Annotated in this window: 1 protein-coding gene; it reads right to left on the bottom strand. The window is 25.6% G+C overall.

The genetic code is table 11. From position 1 onward, the window contains the following. On the bottom strand, positions 1 to 519 hold a 519-nt coding region (locus ACP5QL_RS09270; RefSeq protein ID WP_428127317.1), incomplete at both ends, for a hypothetical protein.

Here is a 519-nt window from a genome sequence, read left to right as displayed (position 1 = left end):
TTATAGCATCATATGCCATTATTGCACCTATTTTTTGCCCAAGTTCTATTATATCTGTATCTTTAATTGCAGGTTTTTTAGTTACATTACCAGATGCAGATGCTAATGTATTTATAGCATTTTTTGTATATAATCTTGCTAATTTAAATCTTGTAGATACTGTTAATAAACTATTTATCATTTTAATAGCAAGTTTCTTATCATTAACTTCTTTTAACCAATCTCTTATACCAAGTTTATTTAATGCATACAATGCAGTTGCTTTAACAGAAGATATATCAGATTGTGTTGCTATAATTGCTAATGCTAATATATCTATATCTATTTGTGTTTTTACAGGTATTTTAGGTATTTTATTAGTTTCTTTTTCTTTATCTTTTTCTACTTCTTTTTCTTCAATTTGTTCAGCTTCTAACATAATCTCTAAATCTGGTAATGCAAATCTAGATGCAATATTTATATACTCTGCTTTTGTTAAATCATAATATGTCATTGTTTCAAGTGTTGCTAATATACCAA

This window comes from Dictyoglomus sp., from assembly GCF_049968615.1.
GTDB lineage: Bacteria > Dictyoglomota > Dictyoglomia > Dictyoglomales > Dictyoglomaceae > Dictyoglomus > Dictyoglomus turgidum.
This window is presented reverse-complemented; position numbering and strand designations above follow the sequence as displayed.